General features: G+C 42.0%; 19 protein-coding genes, 1 pseudogene and 1 riboswitch. Of the genes and pseudogenes, 5 read left to right on the top strand and 15 right to left on the bottom strand.

Features of this window, described 5'->3' with window-relative positions; translation table 11 throughout:
• Positions 1-12: 12 nt before the first annotated feature.
• From ACF3OH_RS10260 to ACF3OH_RS10285, 6 genes are all read right to left on the bottom strand, one after another.
• Complete coding sequence (locus ACF3OH_RS10260) at positions 13-339, bottom strand: flagellar protein FlaG (protein WP_392454484.1); 327 nt, start codon at positions 337-339, stop codon at positions 13-15.
• A gap of 98 nt (positions 340-437) precedes the next feature.
• Complete coding sequence (locus tag ACF3OH_RS10265) at positions 438-1130, bottom strand: glucosaminidase domain-containing protein (RefSeq protein WP_392454486.1); 693 nt, start codon at positions 1128-1130, stop codon at positions 438-440.
• A 114-nt stretch (positions 1131-1244) separates the two neighbouring features.
• On the bottom strand, positions 1245-2054 hold the full coding sequence (locus ACF3OH_RS10270; protein WP_392454488.1) for a flagellin: 810 nt from the start codon (positions 2052-2054) through the stop codon (positions 1245-1247).
• Between the two features lie 107 nt (positions 2055-2161).
• Positions 2162-2374: a carbon storage regulator CsrA gene (gene csrA / locus ACF3OH_RS10275; protein ID WP_392454490.1), complete on the bottom strand. Its 213-nt coding sequence runs from the start codon at positions 2372-2374 to the stop codon at positions 2162-2164.
• Complete coding sequence (gene fliW / locus ACF3OH_RS10280) at positions 2375-2764, bottom strand: flagellar assembly protein FliW (RefSeq protein ID WP_392454492.1); 390 nt, start codon at positions 2762-2764, stop codon at positions 2375-2377.
• Between the two features lie 11 nt (positions 2765-2775).
• Positions 2776-3774: an HD-GYP domain-containing protein gene (locus ACF3OH_RS10285; RefSeq protein WP_392454493.1), complete on the bottom strand. Its 999-nt coding sequence runs from the start codon at positions 3772-3774 to the stop codon at positions 2776-2778.
• A gap of 267 nt (positions 3775-4041) precedes the next feature.
• Here ACF3OH_RS10285 and ACF3OH_RS10290 point away from each other — a divergent pair, with 267 nt between their 5' ends.
• A complete protein-coding gene (locus ACF3OH_RS10290; protein ID WP_392454494.1) occupies positions 4042-5166 on the top strand; it encodes an IS4 family transposase in 1125 nt (374 codons plus the stop codon).
• 216 nt (positions 5167-5382) lie between these two features.
• Here the strand turns inward: ACF3OH_RS10290 and ACF3OH_RS10295 are convergent.
• Together ACF3OH_RS10295 and ACF3OH_RS10300 are read right to left on the bottom strand one after the other, a co-directional pair.
• Positions 5383-5628, bottom strand: a pseudogene (locus ACF3OH_RS10295) (substrate-binding domain-containing protein); the annotation flags it as partial.
• A gap of 223 nt (positions 5629-5851) precedes the next feature.
• Positions 5852-6511: a PfkB family carbohydrate kinase gene (locus ACF3OH_RS10300; protein ID WP_392456762.1), complete on the bottom strand. Its 660-nt coding sequence runs from the start codon at positions 6509-6511 to the stop codon at positions 5852-5854.
• Here ACF3OH_RS10300 and ACF3OH_RS10305 point away from each other — a divergent pair.
• Positions 6491-6802 (top strand): histidine phosphatase family protein, encoded by a 312-nt coding sequence (locus ACF3OH_RS10305; RefSeq protein ID WP_392454496.1) that lies wholly within the window; start codon positions 6491-6493, stop codon positions 6800-6802. The genes ACF3OH_RS10300 and ACF3OH_RS10305 overlap by 21 nt on opposite strands.
• Before the next feature lie 27 nt (positions 6803-6829).
• On the opposite strand, the gene ACF3OH_RS10310 is transcribed toward ACF3OH_RS10305, so the two are convergent.
• From ACF3OH_RS10310 to ACF3OH_RS10335, 6 genes are all read right to left on the bottom strand, one after another.
• Positions 6830-7582, bottom strand: a complete 753-nt coding sequence (locus ACF3OH_RS10310; protein ID WP_392454497.1) for a TipAS antibiotic-recognition domain-containing protein — start codon at positions 7580-7582, stop codon at positions 6830-6832.
• 55 nt (positions 7583-7637) lie between these two features.
• Positions 7638-8321 (bottom strand): alpha/beta hydrolase, encoded by a 684-nt coding sequence (locus ACF3OH_RS10315; protein ID WP_392454498.1) that lies wholly within the window; start codon positions 8319-8321, stop codon positions 7638-7640.
• Positions 8322-8427: 106 nt separating this feature from the next.
• Positions 8428-9684, bottom strand: coding sequence for a YeeE/YedE family protein (locus ACF3OH_RS10320; protein WP_392454500.1), 1257 nt, complete (start codon positions 9682-9684; stop codon positions 8428-8430).
• A 130-nt stretch (positions 9685-9814) separates the two neighbouring features.
• Positions 9815-10180: a hypothetical protein gene (locus ACF3OH_RS10325; protein ID WP_392454502.1), complete on the bottom strand. Its 366-nt coding sequence runs from the start codon at positions 10178-10180 to the stop codon at positions 9815-9817.
• An 83-nt stretch (positions 10181-10263) separates the two neighbouring features.
• Positions 10264-11070: a carbon-nitrogen hydrolase family protein gene (locus ACF3OH_RS10330; RefSeq protein WP_392454504.1), complete on the bottom strand. Its 807-nt coding sequence runs from the start codon at positions 11068-11070 to the stop codon at positions 10264-10266.
• Between the two features lie 80 nt (positions 11071-11150).
• Positions 11151-11384 carry a hypothetical protein gene (locus ACF3OH_RS10335; RefSeq protein WP_204589645.1) on the bottom strand — a complete coding sequence of 78 codons (234 nt, stop codon included), beginning with the start codon at positions 11382-11384 and terminating at the stop codon, positions 11151-11153.
• 341 nt (positions 11385-11725) lie between these two features.
• Between ACF3OH_RS10335 and ACF3OH_RS10340 the strand changes: the two genes are divergently transcribed.
• The 3 genes from ACF3OH_RS10340 (at position 11726) to ACF3OH_RS10350 (ending at position 14305) form a co-directional block, all read left to right on the top strand.
• Positions 11726-12397, top strand: a complete 672-nt coding sequence (locus ACF3OH_RS10340; protein WP_392454506.1) for a serine/threonine protein kinase — start codon at positions 11726-11728, stop codon at positions 12395-12397.
• 120 nt (positions 12398-12517) lie between these two features.
• A riboswitch (cobalamin riboswitch) is annotated at positions 12518-12696 on the top strand.
• 134 nt (positions 12697-12830) lie between these two features.
• Positions 12831-13361 (top strand): hypothetical protein, encoded by a 531-nt coding sequence (locus ACF3OH_RS10345; protein WP_392454508.1) that lies wholly within the window; start codon positions 12831-12833, stop codon positions 13359-13361.
• Positions 13362-13369: 8 nt separating this feature from the next.
• Positions 13370-14305 (top strand): ABC transporter substrate-binding protein, encoded by a 936-nt coding sequence (locus ACF3OH_RS10350; protein WP_392454510.1) that lies wholly within the window; start codon positions 13370-13372, stop codon positions 14303-14305.
• Here ACF3OH_RS10350 and ACF3OH_RS10355 read toward each other — a convergent pair.
• The gene (locus ACF3OH_RS10355) at positions 14223-15674 is read right to left on the bottom strand and encodes a bifunctional metallophosphatase/5'-nucleotidase (protein ID WP_392454512.1); all 1452 of its coding nucleotides are present in this window, start codon (positions 15672-15674) and stop codon (positions 14223-14225) included. The two genes, ACF3OH_RS10350 and ACF3OH_RS10355, sit on opposite strands and share 83 nt — an antisense overlap.
• Positions 15675-15694 lie beyond the last annotated feature (20 nt).

Here is a 15694-nt window from a genome sequence, read left to right on the forward strand (position 1 = left end):
CTACCTCCTTGCTCATAATCGTTTGTCGACCATTAACCCTAGTCGTTGAAGAATGGCGGCTTGATAATCGAGAATTTTTTTACTTGGAATTTCGCGGATCACTTCATCAGACTCTGCATTTACGACTTGTACATAATAATCATTCAGGTCTTCATGGTAGTGAAAGCGGACTTGAGTTGTGTGAGGCTCTAACCCTTTAGCAAATTGATTTACTTTTTCTCTCACTTCATCTCTTGTTAGCTCTGCCTTATCAATGTTTGAAAACTGTATCTGCTTTTCTGCTTTCACTTCTTTTTGAATTACTGTCTTTTCAGGAAAACTAACTGCTTGGATATCCATGAGTCCATCCGCTCCTTTGTAGCTCATTACTAGTTCTATCGGCTAAATTTGAAAAAAGTTTAGATAAAAAAAGAAGGATGAATGAATCATCCCTCTTGTTAAATAAAATTTGCCATTTTTTTTGTAACGCCAGTTACCCAATAGTTGTTTAAACCAGTTGGATCATTGCTTGCTCCAACCGGTGCATACTTCGCACCGATTTGAGAAATTGTTGTAAGCCCTTGATTTAAATAGTTTCGGCGTAAATTACTTGCCATCGCTTCAATACTTTCTTGAAGTGTCGAATAGGTGCGTAACCCGTTCGGTCCCATCATTCCAGCAACATTGTTTTTTTCATGAATTGCTCGCGATGTCCCATTGCCGGTTTCATGTTGAGCAATTGAAGCTAAAAACTTTGGATTTAAATCATACTTCTTTCCTGCTGCAATAAAGTCTTTAGCAGTGCCAGACAATTTCCCGCTTAGTTTACTCTCCATATCTAGCAAACTAATAGCTTGAAAAGATAATGGAGTGCTTCCATTTGATGATGAAGTGACTTGTTCAAGTGGTGAAAGTGTTGGAACTTCAGGTCCAAGAGAACTCCAGTAGATTGGAGAATTCTTTTGAACTTGATTCGAAGCAAGAGATACCCAGTTTGCTGTCGAATCTGAAGACATGACGGAGTTGAGCATTGTCGAGAACAAAGCTGTCTGGGTTTGTCCATTTTTCTGTGAAGAAACTATATGACGTGGTTGTGATAAAGTTTGCATTGTTTTTAAATAAAACCAATTCGAATCAATGAGTGACGACATATTCCATCTCCTTGCCTGGCATCTTTCTTTTATCTTACGGAATTTCAAAAGAAGAAGCGAGACATTTTCGAATTTCCCAATAAAAAAAGCCTCCTAAAGGAGACTTTTCAGAAATTAACGAAGTAATTGAAGTACAGCTTGAGGTTGTTGGTTAGCTTGTGCAAGCATTGCTTGAGAAGCTTGTGTTAAGATGTTGTTCTTTGTGAACTCCATCATCTCTTTCGCCATGTCAACGTCACGGATCCGTGATTCAGCAGATGTTAAGTTTTCTGCAGTCGAAGCTAAGTTATTTGAAGTGAATTCCAAACGATTTTGTGCTGCACCAAAAGTAGAGCGTGCATCTGATACAGTTTTGATGGCTGCATCAATAGCTGTCAAAGAGGCTGCAGCGTCAGAAACAGTAACTCCAGATGCGAGTCCAGTAGCCGTCACATCAACCAAAGTTACAGCCATTGTTTGTCCAGAATCTGCTCCTACCTGAAGAGTAATTGGGCCATTCGTAACAGCATTAGCGTTTAATAATTCAGTTCCGTTAAATTTTGTGCGGTTTGCAATATCTGTGATTCCAGTATTCAATTCAGTTACTTCAGCTTGAATTGTAGCAACTTCGTCAGCAGAGTTTGTTCCATTTCCAGCTTGAACAGCCAATTCACGAACACGTTGTAGAATATCGTGGATTTCTCCAAGAGCTCCATCGATTGTTTGAATCATTGATACGCCATCTTGTGCATTACGTTGTGCTTGCTCAAGACCACGGATTTGGTTACGCATTTTCTCAGAGATCGAAAGACCTGCTGCGTCATCTGCACCTTTGTTGATGCGTTGACCAGAAGATAATTTCTCCATTGAGTTTTGTGCTGAACCAGATACTTGGCCCATTTGGCGGTGCGTGTTTAGTGCTGCTAAGTTGTTATTGATAATCATGATTTCTACCTCCATGTAGATGTAATGTTAGGGCGCGACATCCTTGTCTTTTCACCCTACACACCTTTTATCGGAGGATAAAAAAAAATGTTTAGTAATTTTTCGAATTATTTTTTTAGGTGCTTTAATAGGTCCATCGAAATACGAGCTGCTTGATTTTCTTTTCTAATTTCTTCATAGATTTCTTGGCGATGAACAGCAACTGTTTTAGGGGCATTTATTCCAACTTTTATTGTTTCTCCCTCAATTGCCGTGATGATGACTTCAATATCATTGCCAATTCGAATGCTTTCTCCAACTTTTCTTCCTAGAACTAACATTTAAGCATCCCCTTTCAAGGGATGCTTAACAGATAATGTTGGATCTTGTTGTATGTATTGAAGTGCTTTTTTTGATTTTAAATTTAAGAGTAAAGGTGCCTTCAAATTTGTGGTTGAGGTCTCAAGACTTTGTTTAAGCGTTACAAGTGTTAACAGAATGACATCTTCAGACGATTCTACACTTAACTTGTCCTGAATCGTCGCTTCAATATGAACCGAGTATTCCGGAACCAATTTAAATGGATCAATAGCTAAAAATCCGACTTCGCCACGTGGTGATTGCAGTTCGTAAAAAGTAGCATTAAAAGGGAGATCTAATGGTGTTAAAGTAAGCTCTCTCAAATCTTCAAAGCCTAATAAACCCTCTGGAAATTCAAAAGTTTCGTTCATTATTACACTCCTCACATTGAGACAACGTTCCGCATCTCAGGTAATTTCTTTTGCATGATTGTTGTAAAAGCAGTAACAAGCTTAGGATCAAATTGCGTCCCTGCATTTTCTTTAATGATACGTAAAGCTTCCTCTGGTGAACGCTTGCGCTGATACACCCTATTAGTTGTCATAGCGTCATACGTATCAGCAATTGCCATTATTCGTGCAGACAAGGGTATTTCTTCTCCAATCAGTCCGGTTGGATAGCCATTCCCGTCAAAGCGCTCATGATGGTATAAAATTGCATCTCGAATCGTTTGATTTCTCATTACTGGTGCGTGTTGTAATAAATCCATACCAAGTTGAGGGTGCTTCTTAATTTCACTGTACTCCTGCACAGTTAAAGAATCTGGTTTGATTAAAATAGCATCGGGAATAGCAATCTTTCCAATATCGTGTAACAGACCAGCTACGTATAGATTTTGCTGAAATTCAGCATATAAGTTCAATTCTTTCGCTATCCATACCGATTTTTCAGCTACATTTCTTGAATGCTGGGCTGTATAATGATCACGCATTTGAATCGTCTGAAGTAAGGAATATATACTTTTCATCTCTGTACTTCGTGCTTCTTGTAAAATCTTTAGTGCAGACAACGAAAAGACTCCAATTCCAATATAAAGTGCACTGGTTATTGCGAGCATTGACCAATTATGTGAGGTGAATGCCTCTGAATACGTATAATAACGCAGTCCTATAAAAATAACTGCCATTAAAAATATATAAATCCTTCGGTTAAATAACAAACTATAGCCAAATATCAGGACATAATATAATTCTGGGCCCATATGATTGGGAATAAGAACATGCTCCACCCAGAAAACAATAGGTGTAAACAAAACCATTAGAAAAGTTAAAAGTTCTTTTCGTTCTGCAAACGATAAGATGGCATCAATCAACACTACTCCATACCGGGGAGCAGCAATTTTTTCAACTTCGAGATCAGTGCGCGAAATAAAACTATTCATGGGCTCCTCCGAGAAAATAGACCTTAGTATACGTATTATCGGATAATTCTATAAATAGTTTAGTATTTTTTTAATCTTAACTTGTTTTTATCAAACATTAAATAATTCTAAAAATAAAATATTGTAAATAAATCACTAGTGTCGCATTAAAATGAGTAGGTCTTGTCCGATAAGCGGAATTGTCTGTAAATTTATTTAAACGTAAAAAAATCCTCTATAATGGATTCGGGTAGTAAACCATCCAAATCCAAAATAAAGGACAATCGCATGGATAAGTTTACACGGAAAACATCATTTGAACAATGGCTCTCGCCAATTTCTTCTGGAAAAATTGAAGGACTGGTCGAGGCCCATCAGTTAAATCACTATACAAAGAAGCTACATTTCGAATCGTTTCTCAAACTGCTTGTATTCGCACAGCTCAATGAGACAGAGAGCCTCCGGGCTCTAAGCGACACGCTGTTCTCAGACGACCTTCAACGAGCAACGGCTCTAGAGTCGATCAGCTTCTCGCAACTAGGACGTCGATTGAGCGAGATTCCCACGCATGTGTTTCAGGTACTCTTCCTCGACTTGGTCACGAAAATCCATAAGATGAGTCATTTTGAAATTCGCCAAAAGGCGACGACGCCTCTAAAGATCATTGATTCGACCACATTGCCACTGAATCTGAATCGTCATCGATGGGCAGAGTTCAGAAAGACCAAGTCAGGCGTCAAGCTCCATCTGCGGCTGGTATTCTTAGAAAAAGGTTGTTCATATCCCGACAAGGCAGTGCTCACTAACGCAAAGGAGCACGACCGTGGCCAGTTAGAAGTCCTCGTCGATGATAGAGAATGCATGTACGTCTTTGATCGTGGTTATCTGGACTATGAACGGTTCGACCGCATGACAGATGAAGGGTTCTTCTTCGTATCACGTCTACGGAAGAACGCTGTCACACGTGTGATACAACCGTTAGAGTGTCTAGAGGCTTCCGAGGTCTTGTCTGATGAGATGATCTTGATCGGTACGGCGCAAAATCGAGCAGAGAATGTGTTTCGACGCATCAAAGTCTTGGATTCCAAGGGGAATCCATTGGAACTAATCACCAATCGCTTTGATATAGACGCAGACGAGCTAGCGGAACTCTATAGGTCACGGTGGGCCATCGAACTGTTCTTCAAGTGGATGAAACAGCACCTGAACATCAAAAAGTTCTACGGACAGAGCGAACAGGCTGTGCATAACCAGGTGTATATCGCCATGATCGTCTATTGCCTCCATGTTCTCGCACAGCTTGAGACGAACAGTCCAAGGAGTTACCTACAGATCAGTCGATGGCTACGAGCGGCACCTTGGAAATCCGCCTACATCTGGCTACGAAAGATCAAAGGGGGATCAATCCCGTAAGGGTGAATAGCTTCTAACTGCAAATGCCACAGTTTATAGTAAAAAAATGGATGTTAACTACCTTTTTCGGTATGTCTGTTCGTTTTTAATTTTTTCAACGAATAAAAGAAAACTGAATTTTCTCAACTAATTTATGCGACACTAGTGTAAATAAATAAATAAATAGAACCCGAAGCAAGATGCCCCGGGTTCTGTACCACGCTCATTTATTTTAGTTTAGTCTTGTCCAATCAATTCAAGTTCCACTGGGATATTTGCTTCTACTTCTTCCCCAGCTAACACTTTCATTGCTGTTTCGACACCAATTTCACCAATCATCGCTGGCTGTTGTGCGATTGTTCCTGCTAGACGACCATCTTCTACTGAAGCTACTGCATCATCTGTAGCGTCAAAGCCTACAACGACGATGTCTTTACCAGCTGCTTCGATTGCTTCAAGTGCTCCATGTGCCATTTCATCGCTAAGCAGGATTTAAAATCGTGATAATGGTAATAATCAAAAACAGTCCAAGGAACGGAACCAATTTTTGAATCAACCCTTGTTTCGATGCGGTTGTACTAGACACGTGTTCCACCTCCTGTTGCGTAATTCATAATCGTTTCTTGCGTCAGGTCTTTGTTGTCGAGCTGCGCTGTGAGTTTGCCTTCATACCTGACGAGCACACGGTTTTAAATTCCTTGCTTCTTCATCCTGTCATCCTTTCATCTACAGCGGCTCGTTTTGGCATTCCTGTTTGTGCACCAAGCGCTTCAACCGAAAGTGAGGCTGCTGCGTTTGCGAATTCGATGGATTTGGAGAGATCCCAGTTTTGACTCAGTCCATATGTAAGAGCTCCATTAAATGTATCCCCTGCTCCGGTCGTATCAACCACTTCGACTGGGTAACCGGTTACATATACAGCATCCGACTCCCCAGGATACATTGCCCCGTCTTTCCCAAGTGTTACAATGACTTGGTTTTGGAAGGATTGGATTGCTTTTTTCCACTCTGCTCCCCAAATAGTTTCAGCTTCTGATTCATTTGGTGTAAGTAGCGCTCCGTACTGTAGTAAACCTTCATGAAAGACGTCAGTTGGTGCTGGGTTTAAAATCGCTTGGACGTTATGTTCTTTGCAGATAGCAAGAGCTTTTTCCACCATTCCCACTGGAATCTCTAATTGGAAGACAACCACTTTGCTTTGAGGAATGATTCGTTCCATCTCTAAGACCATTTCTTGTTCCCATTCGTGATTCGCTCCAGGTACTACGATGATGCGGTTGTCTTGATCAGAAACTAAGATGTTTGCAATGCCTGTTGGCTTGTCGACACGTTTAATAGAAGCAGTATGAATACCTTCGTTTTGAATTTACCAAATTGGATGAAAAAACTGGAAGAGACATTCAATAATTTTAACTTAAAATTTGAAGGCGGAGAGTCTAGTGCTGAAGCTTTAAATCGTATTGAACAATGTTTGAAGGAAATCAAAGTGGAAGATGATAGCTTCGTAGTAGTTGTTACTCACGGAAATCTAGCATCCCTCTTACTCACTTCACTCGATCCGAACTTTGGTTTTGAAGGATGGCGTAACATGCCTAACCCTGCCATTTATAAACTAAGCCAAGGAAGTAGCTCTAAAGTACATTTAGCTACAAAATGAGACAACCACTGGGGTTGTCTCATCAATTCACTCTGCCCAACGAACAATGCTGGCACGTAAAAACTCCGCAGCACCTGGTGCATGTTGATTATAATAGGAAGCAAACCGTTCATCTGCCACATACATTTCAGCTAAGCCTTTGTGAGCATCGGCTGTATACTGTGGCCATGTATAACTGAGCCAGGATTTGTGAAGTGCAACCAGTTCCTTTGCATCCTCAGATTCGACATTGTGATTGCTAACTGCTCGCTTTAATATCTCAAAAACCTTTTGCTCCACTGCTTGCATCTCTGCAAACGATTCTTCTGATAAGCCCATCACTTTCGCATTACTCGCATCCACTAGTTCATCGCCATACTTTTCTCGAATTTCTTCCCCATAGTGCTGTTCATTGTCTTCAATTAAACTCTGTTTCAACCCTGTGAATTTTTCATCGTTCGTCATACTCGTTCCTCCTCGTTTCGCTTCGATTGTTTTATCAAGAGTTTCAAGCACTTCCGCGATTCTTTGCTGTTTTTTCAAAAGCAACTCCCTATGACCTTCAAATGCTGAAAGGTCATCAAACTCTGGAGAATTTACTAGCTCAGCAATCACGTGTAGCGGAAATTCAAGTTCTCGAAAAAACAGAATTTGCTGAAGGCGATCCACTTCGAAATTTGAATACAGACGATAGCCAACTTCTGAAACCTTCGCTGGCTTTAACAATCCGATAGCATCATAGTGACGAAGAGTGCGTGTCGTCACACCTGAAATGTCGGCAAGCTGTTTGATTGTTAACATCTTCAGCACCTCCTTATTTTCACTTTAAGCGTTTACGTAACGAGAAGGTCAATACCTATTGAATAAATTCTTTTATAATCATTACCGTTTCGTCCAATTGTTCTTTTGGACTGAGTGGACTTGGGTTGTCCCCTGTTTGTTCCCCGTACATACCGAAGTTTGCATGATTACCTTCTTCAATTTCATGGAACACTGCATCTGAGCGTAGATTTTCTCGACTAGCTTCACTATCTTCTGCAGATAAAAGCCCATCTTGCCCACCGTAGATTGTTAATGACGGGACATCAATCGAATCTACTGGATAGGAAGCGAGAAAAATGATTCCAGCTATTTTTTCATTCTCTTCAACAATTGTTGAAGCGGCTGCTCCACCTAACGAGTGGCCCATCAAATACCACGTATCGATTTCCGGATACTCTTCCATGTATTCGAACGCGCGATTGCTATCTAGTAAGGCAATATTGAATGGCAATTGAGGAATTGCAACAAAATGTCCGTCTGCGGCTAGTTGGTCACCGATATAACTGTAGGCATCTGGTCGCACTTTAGCACCTTGATAAAAAACAAATCCAATCTCTTCAGTTCCGTCTCCCCACATCACCTCGCGCCCTTCTGGTTTATAGGAAAGCCCCTCTTCTGTCACATCATAGTCAAGTTGTGCCCAAATAACAAATCCAGCAAAAGCCACAATCAAAAGGGCAAGTATCCCAATTAAAATTCGGATCAGCCATTTTTTCATATGTGCCCCTCCTTTTTGTATTAAACGTACCATGAATCTTTTAGAAATATAAACTCTTAAACACGAAAAAGACTCAAAGCGACTAAACACTTTGAGTCTTTCTTTATTAACAGACGGAATCGGATGATTTGGGAACAGAGAGTCCGAACAAGGGTCGTAAGTAGAGAGCAAGGAATGTACCGCCAATCGCCATGATTCCCCAAATATAACCGTGGAGACTGAACGAAGCGATTCCTCCAAAGTAGGCACCGATGTTACAGCCAAATGCTAGACGTGCGCCGTACCCCATTAAAAGTCCTCCAATTACAGACGCCATAAAGTTCCCTGGTGTCACTTTCGAGAACTTGAAAAGTCCACCCGCGGCAGAGGCTAAAAATGCACCGATGATGACACCGAAATTCAATATTGTAGTAGAGTCTGCGAAAATTGTTGCTTGTAAAGAAGCGGCATTTGCGCCTTGCCAGTAGCCCCAACTCGCAACATCCACTCCAAACGTTTCAGCGATTTTTGAGCCCCATAGTGCGAAAGCAGACGTAATGCCCCATGGTGTTCCACGTATCATGAGTGTTACAGCATTTAAAACGGCTAACACGATGGCTGCTGCAAATAGAGGCCAAGACCCACGGAAAATTCGCTTCCAGCCGTGTTCCGTTGGTAAGGGAGCCATTTTCGGCGCTTTTTTCTTTTTCTCGATGATGACCGTGACCCAAGCAATGAGTCCAAATAGAGCTATAGATACAGCCCACGCGCCACCATAACCAAGTCCAGTTGATGTAGCTAAAGAGATCGGCTCGAACGCTGGCATTTCTTCGGTCCAGAATGGAAGATGATAGGCACCGATAGTAGTTCCAATGATGAAGAATAAGAGAGTCACAAACATAACTGTTCGTCCGCCCCCTATAGCATATAGCGTACCGGAAGCACACCCTCCACCAAGTTGCATGCCGATTCCAAAGATGAACGCCCCAACGAGTAGACTAACGCCTACTGGTGAAACATATCCGGAAACCGGACCTCCAAAGAAGGAGAGACCGAATGCGAGAATTGGTGCAAACAATGTAACCGCGACTGCTAGCATTACCATATGCGCGCGCATTGCCTGCCCATTCCCGACAGACATCATGCGTCTGAAAGCAGACGTGAAGCCAAATCGTGCGTGGAATAATGTGTACCCTAATAAGAGTCCGATGATAAGTAAGACAGGTTGAACAATGTCTTGTGTTGCAAGTAAATAGATAAATAGTGCTGCGAATACAACAAGACCCCCGGCAATTAAGATTTTTTGCGGTGGATCAAGTCGCAACGAATCACGTTCGACTGGATCTTGTGCCTCGTCTGCTGGTTGCACGCGAATCGTCGTCATTTCATTCACCCTTTCCCTATCAAATTAGTTGGTTTTTTGTATAGTAGCACATGTGGCGATACTGTGTCATTTTGAAAGCTTAATGCAATAAACATTTCCCATGGAATTTTCAGAAAGAAACAGCAGGCGATCAAGAAGTCACCTGCTGTTTGTCGTCTCGTATAAGTTCTAAAAGCGCAAAAAAGAAACTGATTAATAGAATGCCACCAAGTGAAAAATTAAATGCTTCAAACAATGCACCACTCGCAGTCAAAGCGCCTGCTACTAGGGTAAAGAATAGAACGCTATATGTGATTCGGCCTTTTTCCATCGGCACTACAATCACTGTAATAATACTCGCTACTAATTTAAAAAGTTGAATCAATACAAAAAATGCAAGGAATAGTAGCAACTTTACATACCATGCACCTTCTATCTCTAAAGTGAATAATGCTGGAAAGAATGACCCCACTACTAAAAAACCTACTACCAAAATTGTTACTAAAAACAAGCGCACGTCTCAAACTCCTCTAGTTGTCTTGAATTAATCATGTCTTTCTATTCTATCGTGCAGTATCCCTAAAGACTAGCTTTATGTCTTTAATAAACATCGTTTCTAGTATGCGTCAGTGCTGGGATGTTTGACCGTGCAGACTCAACGAGTTCCGATTTTAGGTCGGCAATCGTAACACCTTCTTCTTCGGAAGCCCTTGCCACCACTACTCCCCACGGATCGATAATCATACTATTACCAAAACACTCTTTCCCAGGATGATACGTCCCGTGCTGACCCGCTGCAATTACATAGCATTGATTTTCAATAGCGCGGGCACGAAGAAGTGATTCCCAGTGAAGCATGCCCGTGTAACGTGTGAAAGCTGCGGGAACAAATAAAATCTTTGCCCCCTGTTTCACATACTGCCGGTAGAGTTCCGGAAAACGAAGGTCATAACAGATACTTAGGCCAGCTTTGCCAAAAGGAAGTTCCACAGTTTCAAGAGTTGATCCTGCCTCAAAAAAATCTGACTCTTTGTGTGTAGATACACCTGGAATATCAATATCGAACAAATGAATCTTTCGGTAGCGCCTCGAAAGTTCTCCGTCCGGAAAAACAACATAACTTGTATTATAGGACTTCGTATCAGAATAGGGTTCGGTTATACTGCCGACATGAATGAAAAGGTTCAACTCTTTTGCGAGCTGTTGAAACAACTGGGTTGTTTGCCCAGTAGGTATCTCTTCTGCTGAATGAATCTTTTCAGCATCTTGCCCTAAGAAATTGCAATTTTCGGGAAGAGATACGAGTTCTGCTCCAGCGGTTGCTGCTTCTCGAATGAATCTCTCAATTTTTTTTAAATTGTGTTGTTTATCTTGTCTCGAATTCAATTGGATGACTGCTACTTTCACCAACTCACACCTTTCCATTCTATTTCGTCACACTATGCCATCGGTCGAGGGGTTCGAATCTCTCCAGGGTCGTAATTCTATTACAGCTTATCTTGGTTTCTCTGATAAGGCTCTGCTATTTCGATTGATTCTTCATACGGCGTTGAATGTCGCGTGTCTTCAAGCGGAAATTTTTGATCCACATCGGGTTTGATGCCCATCGTGAACTCATCGACAGGTGAGAACGTGCTTGGTGGAACAGATTTTTTGATAAGAACTTTGTACAAAATATAACCGACTAGTCCAAATACTACGAGTGCATAGATAGCGCCCATTTGCCTTCTCCCCTTTACAGAATCTGGTGCTTTAAGTTTATCATATTTGCTTTATGAAATAACCCCTGGGGTTGTCTCACATACCGGAATACTCATCACTGTCAGCTGTAAATAATGGCCCGTCCATATCATGGTTCGAAATGTCTTATTCTCAAGAGTGGCTTCTTCAATGTTTAACACAAGTGGCTCAGGACATGAGTTATAATGGTGCATCAAGTCATTCCTTTCATGTATCATTAGTGTAGTGTATGCAGATGCATAGTTTGTGTCAGGGCACTTGCAACATTTCACGGATTTCGTCGTCTAAATTTCACATCACGAAAAAGGAAGGTGCTTGTGTTATGAATGAAAACTTGGAGTCTACTCTTGACGCGCTTTCCACAATTCAAATAACAGCCAACCCAAATAATGAGCCTGTTACAGTTCTTGGATTCGCTGAGGGCATGCGATGCATTGGCGTGGGAACAGACGCAGCTGTCTTTCATTCTTCTGAGACACCGGAATATGCGTTTAAAGTGTATGCGAACGAAAAGAGGGAAAAAATCGCTGTGGAAGCTGAGGTCTATAAACAACTTGGCGATTCTCCGTATTTTCCGACGTGCTACGCCGCCACTGCCTCTGTCTTAATAGTAAGTTATGAACCAGGCATCACGTTTTTTGACTGTATTCTGCAAGGTATTTCGATTCCTAAAGAAGCAGTTGAGGATGTAGAGAAGGCACGAGAGTATGTTCGGAGCAAAGGTCTAAACCCTCGAGATATCCATCTTAAAAATGTTTTATTACAAGACGGCCGCGCAAAAATAATTGATGTATCGGAGTATGTGCTACCTGGTAATGACAATCGGTGGGAAGATTTGAAGCGTGGATATGAAGACTATTATCATCTTTTTGAGGGGCGTGCAGTGCCGTTTTGGATCGTAGAGACGGTTCGAAAATGGTACAACAACCGTTCTGAAGGGTTTTCATATGAGGACTTTGCGAACAAAGTAATGCGATTTTTTATCAAAAAATAATTGTTGTAGAGCCTTCCATCTCGAACTTTGATGGAAGGTTTTTTCATTCATATAAAAAAGCATAGTGACAGTTAATTCAGCCTAGTGCTATACTTATCCTCGAGTTACTAATTCAATATTTTGTGGATGTTTTGTTCAGGTACTACAACATGTAGTTTAAAAGGGAAGTTAGTGAAAATCTAACGCTGTCCCCGCAACTGTGATGCTGACGAAAGCTCAATAACCACTGTGCACGTGCATGGGAAGGGAGCCAGAGGATGACGCAAGCCAGAAGACCTGCCGAACAAAACCGATTCAGACGTTTCTTCGGGGATTGGGAAATGGAGACTTTCTTCATTTCTTTTTTGTGAAACGTTTCCATTTCTCAGCTGTCTCTTCGGAGGCAGCTTTTTTTGTATATAAGGAACGTCTACCCAAAATGGAAAGGAGATTTATGACCAAAACTACATCAAAAGCCCGCTACTCGTGCTATCCATTTATGCGTGAAAAGAGCTGTCTTGTTGATTACGAGATTCGTACAGACTCTCTGACAACTCGCATCGGGGAGGCTCTTGCTAGTCTTCGCATTGAAAAACAATGCGAGGAAATCGCAATTTTAGAACGCCTCCAACCCCTTGCCTATCACCTGAACGGATCGGTTCGAGGCCGCATGGCTATCACCGAGCAAGACCTTGCGTGGTTGGATGACATCTATGATCGGTATATCACACGTCGTGATGACTGGAAGAACTTCTACCTCCCACAAGGTACGCAGGGTGCCGCGCTGCTTCATGTTTGCAGAAGTGAAGCAAAAAAGTCCTATCGTGCATTGCATAAGGTGTCACAAGAACGTCCTGTCGATGAATTGTTATTTTCCTTTCTTGGATTACTCGCGAACGTCTTCTTCGTGCTAGCCGTCGCCGTAAACCAGAACCAAGGAATCGAAGAAATCGTCTTTCACTCAAAATCATATGGAAAAGGATGAATACTCACATGAAAAAATGGCTTTCTGCAGCAGCATTTCTCACACTTGTTTTAGCTGGCTGCCAACAACAAGCTTCAGATGCAACTGAAACACCAAACGAACAAACAGAGGAAACTACTGAATACACCGTGACAGATGACCGTGGCGAAGATATTATACTTCCAGAAGTACCTGAAACCATCGTCTCTCTTCAACCAAGTAATACAGAAATCCTTTTTGACCTAGGAGTTGGTGAAAAAGTGATTGGTGTAACGGAGTTTGATACATACCCGGAAGAAGCAGCAGACATCGAGCGCATCTCCGACTCGATGACGATTAATGCCGAGCGCATCATTGAAATGGATCCAGACGTTGTCATTGCGTATACAATTGGCGATGACTTGCAAATCGCTCCACTCGAAGAAGCAGGCATTCCAGTGGTTGTTATCGAAACCGCTTCTACTTTTGAAGATGTTTACGGAGACATCGAACAAATTGCAACTGTAGTGGGCGCTGAAGAACGTGGAGAAGAATTAATAGAAGAAATCAAAGCACAAATTGCAGGCGTGAAAGAAAAAGTAGCAACCCTCGACACACCAAAACGCGTGTACTTTGAAATTTCTCCTGCTCCAGATATCTGGTCAACTGGAGAAGGTTCATTCCAACAAGAGATTTTAAAAGCTGCTGGAATTGAAAACATCTTTGCAGATCAAACTGGCTGGTTCAATGTCTCGAGCGAAAGTATTATTGAAAAAGATCCAGAAGTTATTTTGACGACGGTCAACTATGTGGACGACCCAATTGGTGAATTGATGAGTCGCCCAGCATGGGAATCTATCACTGCTGTAAAGAACGAAGCCATCTATCAAGTAGATAGCGATATTATGAGTCGCCCTGCAACTCGGATCGGTGAGGCTGTTGAGCTTGCTGCCCAAACGGTGTATCCAGAGTTGTTTGCGCAATAAAATCAAGTAAGATTTCCGGAATCGTACGGTTCGTTGATCGAACTACCTGAGCAGTTGTATATAGAGGAAAATCATAGCCAGTTAGACGATAGCGACTGATGGCGACTTCAAAGCGCTCATCACCAAAAACATCTCGCCCTCCAATTTGGAGCTGTGTGATACGTTTGCTAACAGGACGTGTGATATCTACCGTATAATCGATTCCACCCCACACATCGTGTACATACGGAGCGGGTGCTAGTTCTCTGATTTCAGATAAAAAACAGGGCACACCCGTTTTTGGATGAACAGTAAATACAGCGGCACTTTCTTCAAGTAAAGTTTTAACCTGACTTGCCGTCAATTCGATGATCTGGAGAGGTGCTGCATGTGGTGTGTGACGCAAGACATCCCTGCGCGTAATAGAACCAAAGAACCCGCCATTTTCTAGATAGGGCATTTCAAATACGGTCAACTGAGCACCTGTCGCTAGTTGAAAGGCTTCATGCATCAAGTCATGAAATGGGTGCCTATGCAGTCTGGATGAAAGCATTCCGGAAAACCGAGTATCCTGTGGCCACTCGGCAATGACTGTATCAAGCCATTCATCTGCTTCCGTCGGCTCATTCAAGTTGTTTTCAATTGTACGAAACGCACTGGCAAACTGATTTGATGCAGTTTCAGTGTCAATCATCACTTCGGTATAGCCAATTGCGTGAGAGCCCGGTTGAATAATGTGTACACCATTGACCTCAGTATTCATTCGCAGATGCTGATGACCTGTGATCAATAGATCAATATCAGGGAAAGCGTGCGCGATTCTGAGCGCCTCATTTTCACTCTCAGCACCGTGAAATGGCCAGTCACTATCTGGATCTCGTTCAAAACCACCGTGATAGCTAACGATTAGTAGATCAGGTGACTCACTAGCTAAAATAGAAGGTATCCATTTTTTCAAAGCATCCACTGGGTTACGAATGTCAAGGTGACTAAGCTCACCAGTCTCGTCCCACTCCCGAATAAGTGGCGTCGTTAGTCCAATAATCACGAGTTTTATCCCTTTGATATGTTTGACTACATAGGGTGTAAAGCCAGATACGTTGGCACAAATCCACTCATAGGGCATATCATTTTGTGCTGTTTTGAATGTTCGATAGGAATTTGTGAATTCATGATTTCCAGGCACAGCAACAGAAATCAATTCTTTTGCTAGATCCAAAATTGGTGGCCGTTTCTTCATCATCTCGTAATAAAAAGCTTCCGGACTTCCATAGAAAAAGTCTCCATTGTCGATAATGAGGTCCGGTTGTTTTTCTTCCAGTTCTTGGGCAAGACGCTTAAACTGTCGCTCTTCACCATGCACATCACTAATCACTGCAATCTTGATCATTTCAACACCTCTTTGACGAG

The sequence above is a fragment of the Chryseomicrobium aureum genome, assembly GCF_043182735.1.
Lineage (GTDB): Bacteria > Bacillota > Bacilli > Bacillales_A > Planococcaceae > Chryseomicrobium > Chryseomicrobium aureum.

What these genes read in the sequence shown, in the direction of transcription:
- ACF3OH_RS10355 (WP_392454512.1), bottom strand. Translation starts at nt 15,674, where the DNA reads ATGATCAAGATTGCAGTGATTAGTGATGTGCATGGTGAAGAGCGACAG.
- ACF3OH_RS10345 (WP_392454508.1), top strand. Translation starts at nt 12,831, where the DNA reads ATGACCAAAACTACATCAAAAGCCCGCTACTCGTGCTATCCATTTATG.
- fliW (WP_392454492.1), bottom strand. Translation starts at nt 2,764, where the DNA reads ATGAACGAAACTTTTGAATTTCCAGAGGGTTTATTAGGCTTTGAAGAT.
- ACF3OH_RS10310 (WP_392454497.1), bottom strand. Translation starts at nt 7,582, where the DNA reads ATGTTAACAATCAAACAGCTTGCCGACATTTCAGGTGTGACGACACGC.
- csrA (WP_392454490.1), bottom strand. Translation starts at nt 2,374, where the DNA reads ATGTTAGTTCTAGGAAGAAAAGTTGGAGAAAGCATTCGAATTGGCAAT.
- ACF3OH_RS10290 (WP_392454494.1), top strand. Translation starts at nt 4,042, where the DNA reads ATGGATAAGTTTACACGGAAAACATCATTTGAACAATGGCTCTCGCCA.
- ACF3OH_RS10260 (WP_392454484.1), bottom strand. Translation starts at nt 339, where the DNA reads ATGGATATCCAAGCAGTTAGTTTTCCTGAAAAGACAGTAATTCAAAAA.
- ACF3OH_RS10320 (WP_392454500.1), bottom strand. Translation starts at nt 9,684, where the DNA reads ATGACGACGATTCGCGTGCAACCAGCAGACGAGGCACAAGATCCAGTC.
- ACF3OH_RS10340 (WP_392454506.1), top strand. Translation starts at nt 11,726, where the DNA reads ATGAATGAAAACTTGGAGTCTACTCTTGACGCGCTTTCCACAATTCAA.
- ACF3OH_RS10285 (WP_392454493.1), bottom strand. Translation starts at nt 3,774, where the DNA reads ATGAATAGTTTTATTTCGCGCACTGATCTCGAAGTTGAAAAAATTGCT.
- ACF3OH_RS10350 (WP_392454510.1), top strand. Translation starts at nt 13,370, where the DNA reads ATGAAAAAATGGCTTTCTGCAGCAGCATTTCTCACACTTGTTTTAGCT.
- ACF3OH_RS10315 (WP_392454498.1), bottom strand. Translation starts at nt 8,321, where the DNA reads ATGAAAAAATGGCTGATCCGAATTTTAATTGGGATACTTGCCCTTTTG.
- ACF3OH_RS10270 (WP_392454488.1), bottom strand. Translation starts at nt 2,054, where the DNA reads ATGATTATCAATAACAACTTAGCAGCACTAAACACGCACCGCCAAATG.
- ACF3OH_RS10305 (WP_392454496.1), top strand. Translation starts at nt 6,491, where the DNA reads ATGAATACCTTCGTTTTGAATTTACCAAATTGGATGAAAAAACTGGAA.
- ACF3OH_RS10335 (WP_204589645.1), bottom strand. Translation starts at nt 11,384, where the DNA reads ATGGGCGCTATCTATGCACTCGTAGTATTTGGACTAGTCGGTTATATT.
- ACF3OH_RS10265 (WP_392454486.1), bottom strand. Translation starts at nt 1,130, where the DNA reads ATGTCGTCACTCATTGATTCGAATTGGTTTTATTTAAAAACAATGCAA.